The sequence below is a fragment of the Enterobacter cloacae complex sp. 6730903 genome, assembly GCF_048283985.1.
GTDB lineage: Bacteria > Pseudomonadota > Gammaproteobacteria > Enterobacterales > Enterobacteriaceae > Enterobacter > Enterobacter hormaechei_C.
In genome coordinates, this window is sequence record NZ_JBLVXX010000086.1 from 1 (window position 1) to 6578 (window position 6578).

Annotated in this window: 7 protein-coding genes and 2 pseudogenes; all 9 read right to left on the reverse strand. The window is 55.8% G+C overall.

The annotated features are described in order from the left end of the window. On the reverse strand, positions 1–242 hold a 242-nt coding region (locus ACNQ0W_RS24370), incomplete at its 3' end, for a DMT family transporter (RefSeq protein WP_031592032.1). 182 nt (positions 243–424) lie between these two features. Then, positions 425–1465, reverse strand: a pseudogene (gene ere(A), locus ACNQ0W_RS24375) (EreA family erythromycin esterase); the annotation flags it as partial. An 86-nt stretch (positions 1466–1551) separates the two neighbouring features. Continuing rightward, positions 1552–1959 carry a YybH family protein gene (locus ACNQ0W_RS24380; RefSeq protein WP_063613390.1) on the reverse strand — a complete coding sequence of 136 codons (408 nt, stop codon included), beginning with the start codon at positions 1957–1959 and terminating at the stop codon, positions 1552–1554. Between the two features lie 386 nt (positions 1960–2345). Next, complete coding sequence (arr, locus tag ACNQ0W_RS24385; RefSeq protein WP_012695486.1) at positions 2346–2759, reverse strand: NAD(+)--rifampin ADP-ribosyltransferase; 414 nt, start codon at positions 2757–2759, stop codon at positions 2346–2348. A gap of 127 nt (positions 2760–2886) precedes the next feature. After that, a complete protein-coding gene (gene aac(3)-IIg, locus ACNQ0W_RS24390; protein WP_012695485.1) occupies positions 2887–3696 on the reverse strand; it encodes an aminoglycoside N-acetyltransferase AAC(3)-IIg in 810 nt (269 codons plus the stop codon). 241 nt (positions 3697–3937) lie between these two features. Further along, positions 3938–5293: an IS1380-like element IS1247 family transposase gene (locus ACNQ0W_RS24395; protein WP_006473457.1), complete on the reverse strand. Its 1356-nt coding sequence runs from the start codon at positions 5291–5293 to the stop codon at positions 3938–3940. A gap of 93 nt (positions 5294–5386) precedes the next feature. Next, positions 5387–5575: pseudogene (locus ACNQ0W_RS24400) on the reverse strand (erythromycin esterase family protein); the annotation flags it as partial. Positions 5576–5658: 83 nt separating this feature from the next. Further along, on the reverse strand, positions 5659–5784 hold the full coding sequence (locus ACNQ0W_RS24405; protein WP_022646489.1) for a hypothetical protein: 126 nt from the start codon (positions 5782–5784) through the stop codon (positions 5659–5661). Beyond that, positions 5781–6362, reverse strand: a complete 582-nt coding sequence (gene aac(6')-IIc, locus ACNQ0W_RS24410) for an aminoglycoside N-acetyltransferase AAC(6')-IIc (RefSeq protein ID WP_012695484.1) — start codon at positions 6360–6362, stop codon at positions 5781–5783. The genes ACNQ0W_RS24405 and aac(6')-IIc overlap by 4 nt, the downstream gene beginning before the upstream one ends. Positions 6363–6578: the final 216 nt, after the last annotated feature.

Sequence of the window (6578 nt, forward strand, 5' to 3'; positions counted from 1 at the left end):
TGCCCATGAAGCAACCAGGCAATGGCTGTAATTATGACGACGCCGAGTCCCGACCAGACTGCATAAGCAACACCGACAGGGATGGATTTCAGAACCAGAGAAAGAAAATAAAATGCGATGCCATAACCGATTATGACAACGGCGGAAGGGGCAAGCTTAGTAAAGCCCTCGCTAGATTTTAATGCGGATGTTGCGATTACTTCGCCAACTATTGCGATAACAAGAAAAAGCCAGCCTTTCATGATATATCTCCCAATTTGTGTAGGGCTTATTATGCACGCTTAAAAATAATAAAAGCAGACTTGACCTGATAGTTTGGCTGTGAGCAATTATGTGCTTAGTGCATCTAACGCGCTGATCACCGGCGGTTGAAAACCGTCCGGTGGATTGGCAGGTTATGCTCCTTCATTTCATTTCTGGTTTCCTATAGGGCAACCAGGCTGTCCTTGCCGGCGCTGGGAACGCAGACGATGGCATCAAATGCCTCGCTCAAATTCGTTTCTACAGAGGCGCTTTGGGACCGCATTCGCTTTGCTTCCATGGGGTCATCTGTCAATGTCAGGCATGAATCCTCCTTACCACAGGCATCGATGACATACTGTTCCACACTATCCTCACGGATTGCATCGGCAGGCGTGGTCACAACAGAGAATCCAAGAGGACTGTCGGGCGATGGGAAATGCATTTCCGGCACGGTGAGTCCAAGATGGGTGAATGCAATCGCACGGTAATCCCCCTCCTCCCTCTCTGCGAGATGCTGTCCCATGGGAACAGCCGTAAGCTCGCCTGAAAAGGAAACTGGAGTTTTTTGTAAATGATTGTTGTGCGCCAGCAGAATTATCCTTACATCCGGATTCGCTCGAACCATTCCATCCACCACGCCCGCCATATACGAGTCACGTACGGAAGTATCTCCCTCAAGAGAGGTACCATCGAAGAAAGCTTTCATTACACGCAAGGTTTCCAACGTATACTCTATCGACTCTATTCGATCAGAGGCTTTTCGGAAAAAATCGCTGTTGACGTGATTTTTCAGGACAGGGGCAAGCGACGCCAAACGGAGCTTCAATCTGGTTACCCCTGAGATAGCTTTCTCCTGCTGAGCCGTTTCCAACTCCCCCCATTTTGCCGATGAAATAACCGCCGACTGGCCATCAATGGACGTCAACAACTGAGTCAGCGCATCAACGTGGGGTTTCATGAGGTGGTCGATGACCTGGATAATTTCGGCCAATTGCGTTAGGTCGTCCCTTGGATTCAAGGTGTTGGGTAAATCGATTCCGACTAACTGCAGTTTTCTTCCTGATTCGCGTAGATATGATTTAACCCAAATCAGCACTGAGCCATACAAAGAAAAGGTCAGGGTATCCGAAAATCGCTCAAGTTCATGAGCACCGGCTGTTGAGTTGAGCCATTCAGATAGCCGGGATGCCTGAATCGCCCCACATTCCAAACCAATCGCATTAAGCATGCTTCCTCCACAATGGAGAGGCCCAGTTACAGGACGTTGCATAACTGCCAGCCGCGACCATTGAGGTCGCGGCATTTCTCTCATGACCGCTTTTGGCGCAATCCGAGCGATCTACTCGGCAGCTGTCGGCCCTTGGGGTCTTGTTTAGGGAACTGGCTCAGATGTTCGTGAGTGATCTTCCAGACATTCGCTTCTCTACGAAGGATAGTTGTTCCTCGCCCACCGCCTTCCAGAGCGCTACCATTTAAAATTGCCCTCCACCGGAAGTGATAGGTGCATCCGGCACAATCTTTCGACTGGGCAACCCACTCCAGGTTTTCTAACCAATAATTTTCAAGAGGAAATTTTTTCCAGGTTTCCTCAAAGGCTTGCCGTATCTGCTTCAGTCCACAAAATGATCCGTCATTGAACCAGAATATCGCATTTGGTGAAATTAACGGCACCAACTGATCGAAGTCGTGCATATTAATCAGTTTGCTCGACTTCACGCGGGATCCAGAACCAGGCGACATAGAGGGCCCGTAGGAAGAGAATCGTCAGCGCCGTTCCCACGACGATGCCGCCCATCATTGCGTAGGCACGATTGCCAGCATGAACTGGCAAAGCGCCGAAGTGCTTGCCAGCCTGGACACGTTTAACCTGACCGAGAGGTACGGTTGCGATGCGGAGATCATATTTGTTAATTAACGCGCTTGCTTAATTAACAATGGCCACGGGATTCTACTCGGAATCCCTTCAAGGCGAGGGGCGAAAATCGGCCCCAGGCGGCGAGTGGGCTAAGCAATTTGTGGCATCCGCGACGCGAATAAAGACCAGTGCGGTCATCGGCTACAGTCGGTTCCATGCGCCATGATGGCACTGCCGGCAGGCGACGTTAATCGATGATCTCGGCACCTTCTGCGTTCAGACGCGCCAGGCCCTCCTTCATTTCCCGCAGCCGCTGGGCCGTGTGTGCTTGCCACTTCGTCACTTCAGCAATTACGCGCAATGGATCGCGGGAGCGATAAGACAGGGTCGGGTTACCCGGGAACTTCTTATCCGTCAGGTTCGGATCCTCCTCGATGGCGCCGGTCGGTTCGACGACATAAATTCGTTCCGTTCCGCTGCCACCCGCCAATTCGGCGCCCCAGATCGCCGCATCGAGCGTGCCTGTAAAATACACCCACGACAGGGATTTCGCGTCTGTGAAATTCGATCGATAACCGACGGCGATCAGATCACCGGGTGCAAGAGCGGCTTTGGTTCCATGGAAGAACGACTGGGCAAACATGGTTGCGGTAGCAGACATAGAGTCCCCCTTGATGTTAAGCGCTTCTGTTCACAGTGTCGCGGGGCCCGTATTTTCGGCGGGGCGCACCCTGGATACATAGTCGTTGATAGGGTGCGGGCGAGCATCCCGCATGCCATGCGTCGGATCAGGGCGAGCCAAAGTGCCGTTGAAGATAGTCGACACCGAACGAAACGATATCCCGCGCTTCGAACAAGTAGCAGTGCGCCTGACCGACCAAGCCCTCCCGATGGCGTCGCAGCTCCACATAGGCATTGGTAATTGTCTCGACGGCGTCCGGCTCTCCTTCGATAGCGAAACAATCGAGAATGCCGTTGGAGTCGAAATCCTCGGCGCGTTTCCATCTCACTCCGCCGTCCTCGCTGCGGATCGGCATTTCGTAGCTCACGCGTCGCTTGTTCGGGATGCGGGCAATGGCCTCGGCGTAGTGCAGGACGGTAACGGAATCGAGCGGGGCTCCGAGCAACAGAACCTTTCCGGCACGCTCGACGAAACGCTCCAGCGGCGATCCAGGTCCGAAAGCCTGCCCAAGTTCGTGAGGCCGCGTCAGAGTGCCGGCCAGAGGCCCTACCGCGACCATCGAGGCATCCGGGTGCGCGCTGCGCCGGGCGCCGGGTGTCTGGAGGAGGAACCGGTTGAGCAGGCCGAAGCCGCGATACGTGCCTGATATGGCTGGATCGAACGGCGGCCATCGGTGGCGCAGTTCCGCATCCATCCGTGCGCCATTGAGCGTTTCTTCGTAAGGCGACCGGTCCCACGAGGCGTATCCCATCAAGCTTCCAGTGGGGCCGACGGCATCGAGCAGGGCAGACACTATCGATGCTGCGCCTCCATCGACGGGGCCGATCGCCTTCAGCGATGCGTGAACCATGACGAGAGCGCCGGATTGGACACCCAGCCGTGAAAGGTCCGCCGCAATTGTTTCCCTTGTGTTCATTCCGCTGCCATCCTCTATATCCTGCATTCCCCAAGTGGCGTGTCGTTTGAGGTGAAGATAGCCTGTATCCGAGCGCTAGACAAGGATTTTCTGCCGCAAGCGGCACCTGCGGTCGCGCAGACTGCTGGATCTGGACGGATCAGACCGCGAAGCCGCTGTTTCCTTGCCCAGGGGCGGCGTTTTTCAGCGCAGCGGACAGATCTGTCCAGCCGCTTTCGTTCAGTTTGAGCGTGGATCGCGATCATGCGCATAGCGGTGGCGCTCGCAATCGGCGGATAGCGGCGAGGATGGCGCGTACCATCGTGCCGGTGACAGCGACCTCGGCCAGCTGGAAGGTGATGGTGCGGGCGTGACGGACCACACGTGCCCCGATCTTGATCAGCTTCAGTTGCAGGCTGGTCAACGACCAGTCGGCCATGGCCTCGGGCAGCTCGATGCAGCGCAAGAAGGTGGCCAGGTTGTACGCCAGGGCGTGCAGTTGCAGCCGCACCTCATTGTCGCGGAACTTCCGGCACGACAGCCGCGTCCAGCGAAAGGCGTATTTGCCCTCTTTGATGTGCTGCTCGGCGGTGCCGCGCTGGTTGTAGAACCGCACCACCCAGTCCGGCTCCATCGGCAGGTTGGTGACGATGAAGCCGACACGCGGGAACAGTTCGCCCGGATGCCATTCGATCTTGGCGATCACCCGGCGTTCCTTGTCCCAGGACGCCGCCTGATACTCGAATTCCTCGAAGAACCGCTTGACCTTGGTCAGTGACGGCCGCCCGACAGGGCGCGTTAGCCGATGCGCGATCTTGTCCTTGAGGACCGCGTTTGCGGGCAGCCGGATGGCGTAGAAGAACCGCGCTTCTTCCAATCGCTCATAGATCGCCGGGATCGCGTAGGCAGCATCGGCCCGGAAGAACCTGCCACCAAGGTCGCGCTCCGCGTAGCGCGCAATTACGGGGTCGAGAACATCACGCCAGCCATCGGCGCTGTGGACGTTGCCATGGCGCAGGGCGCAGCGTTCCAGCATCCCGAACTGGTTGAACAGAAAGTTGGGGTGATAGCAGCTACAGTCGAAATGGCCATTCCAGGCGGACCCTTCCTGGTCGCCATGGGTCGGGCTGACCGAGCTGTCCATGTCCAGAACGATGTACTTCAGCCCGTTACGGTCATGGAACCGGTCGATCCATTGCCCGTTCAGGTCGGCCAGCGCGGCACGGTTCCCGGCCAGAGCCAGCGTCTCGGTCTCGAACCGTCCCATCTGCGATGCCGAGGCCGCTTGTGCATCGACCGCTCTGCCGCCGACAACTTGGCGCATGACCGGATCGCAGGCGAGACGGTTGGCGTCGTTGACATCCTCGTATCCGGCCAGCCGCCCAAAGACTGATTGCCGGAACAGGCCGTCGAGCCGATGGACCGTGTTCTTGCCAGAGCGAGTATCGCGCAGCGCCGCTGACGCCAAATCGGACAACCCGAGCGCGTCATCAAGCTCGCGCATCACCAGAAGGCCGCCGTCGGAACTGAGCTGCGTGCCGCGAAATTCCAGCCGCACGCGAGGGTCGAAATCCACCCGATCTGCCCGTTGCAAGCCCGCACCCTCTGGGTGATCCATGAAACGCGCCCCTCGCAGCCTTCAACACCATGTTTTATATAGGAAATATAATGGTCAGGACAGCGAAATCAGCGCCTTACTTGGGAAATGTGGGTTAAAATCATGCCTCTCGACAAAATAGCGAATAAGACTAGCTCTAGCCAGTGAGAACTCCGCGACAAAGTGAGCACCCTCGCCAATGCCGACAATTCGGGCGCCCTCAACTACGGGATTAAGAATCTCAAACTCATTGAACTCCAGCTTTTGAGGCTGTAAAAGTGTTCTGGTCGTTCTCCATGTCATTTTTTTATCCTTTTGCGTTTATTGCTGAAATCGTCATACTTTCGCTTCGCCAATAACCAGGCTCACAGAGCATAACGCCCCAGTTAACCGACATCAACGTGCGCAGCACGTTGATGTCCGGTTGAACGCCCGGTTAGGCTGACGACAGATGCGAAGGCAGATGAGAACACGCCGAGATACCAGTTGGTAGAGATGGTGCAGCCATTCATGACCACTTCCCCTTGATTTTGAAGCTTTGAACAGTGCGCAGGCTTTCGAACGCCTGGCGTGTTTGGACCATGTACACCGCAGGGCCGTCAGGTGTGAGGATGTTTTTTTCTTGAACGAACCCGGCCTTCTCGTAGCAGCGAATGGCGCGATGGTTGCTAGGAGATGGATCGGTTTGGATTTTCGTTACGGCCGGGTCGCTAAACAGGAGTTCAACGAGCGAGCGTACGAGCTTTGTACCCAACCCCTTGTTTAACTGTGATGGATTAGCCAAAGACTGGTCAATCCCGCGGACCCCTGGATCAGTTTCGTCTTCCCACCATCCATCGCCACTTCCAAGTGCGATGTAGGATTGGGCGTAGCCGATGGGTTCGTCATCTAGCATTGCGATGTAAGGCACTACAGCTTGCTTTGCCAGAACTTCGGGCGAATAGTGTTCTAAGACTTCGTCAAGAGTTGGGCGTTCATCCTCGCCGCCCCACCACTCGACTATGTGGGGGCGGTTCAGCCAAGCATGGAGCATTGGCAGATCGTTCTCGGCCATGACTCGTAGAACTATTGCGGCATTGTTGGCGGACATGAGATGTTGATTCCGTGCGGGCCTAACTTTGTTTTAGGGCGACTGCCCTGCTGCGTAACATCGTTGCTGCTCCATAACATCAAACATCGACCCACGGCGTAACGCGCTTGCTGCTTGGATGCCCGAGGCATAGACTGTACAAAAAAACAGTCATAACAAGCCATGAAAACCGCCACTGCGCCGTTACCACCGCTGCGTTCGGTCAAGGTTCTGGAC

Excerpts from the sequence above, each read along its gene's own strand:
- arr (WP_012695486.1), bottom strand. The coding sequence starts at position 2,759 with ATGTCTGCTACCGCAACCATGTTTGCCCAGTCGTTCTTCCATGGAACC.
- ACNQ0W_RS24395 (WP_006473457.1), bottom strand. The coding sequence starts at position 5,293 with ATGGATCACCCAGAGGGTGCGGGCTTGCAACGGGCAGATCGGGTGGAT.
- ACNQ0W_RS24405 (WP_022646489.1), bottom strand. The coding sequence starts at position 5,784 with ATGAATGGCTGCACCATCTCTACCAACTGGTATCTCGGCGTGTTCTCA.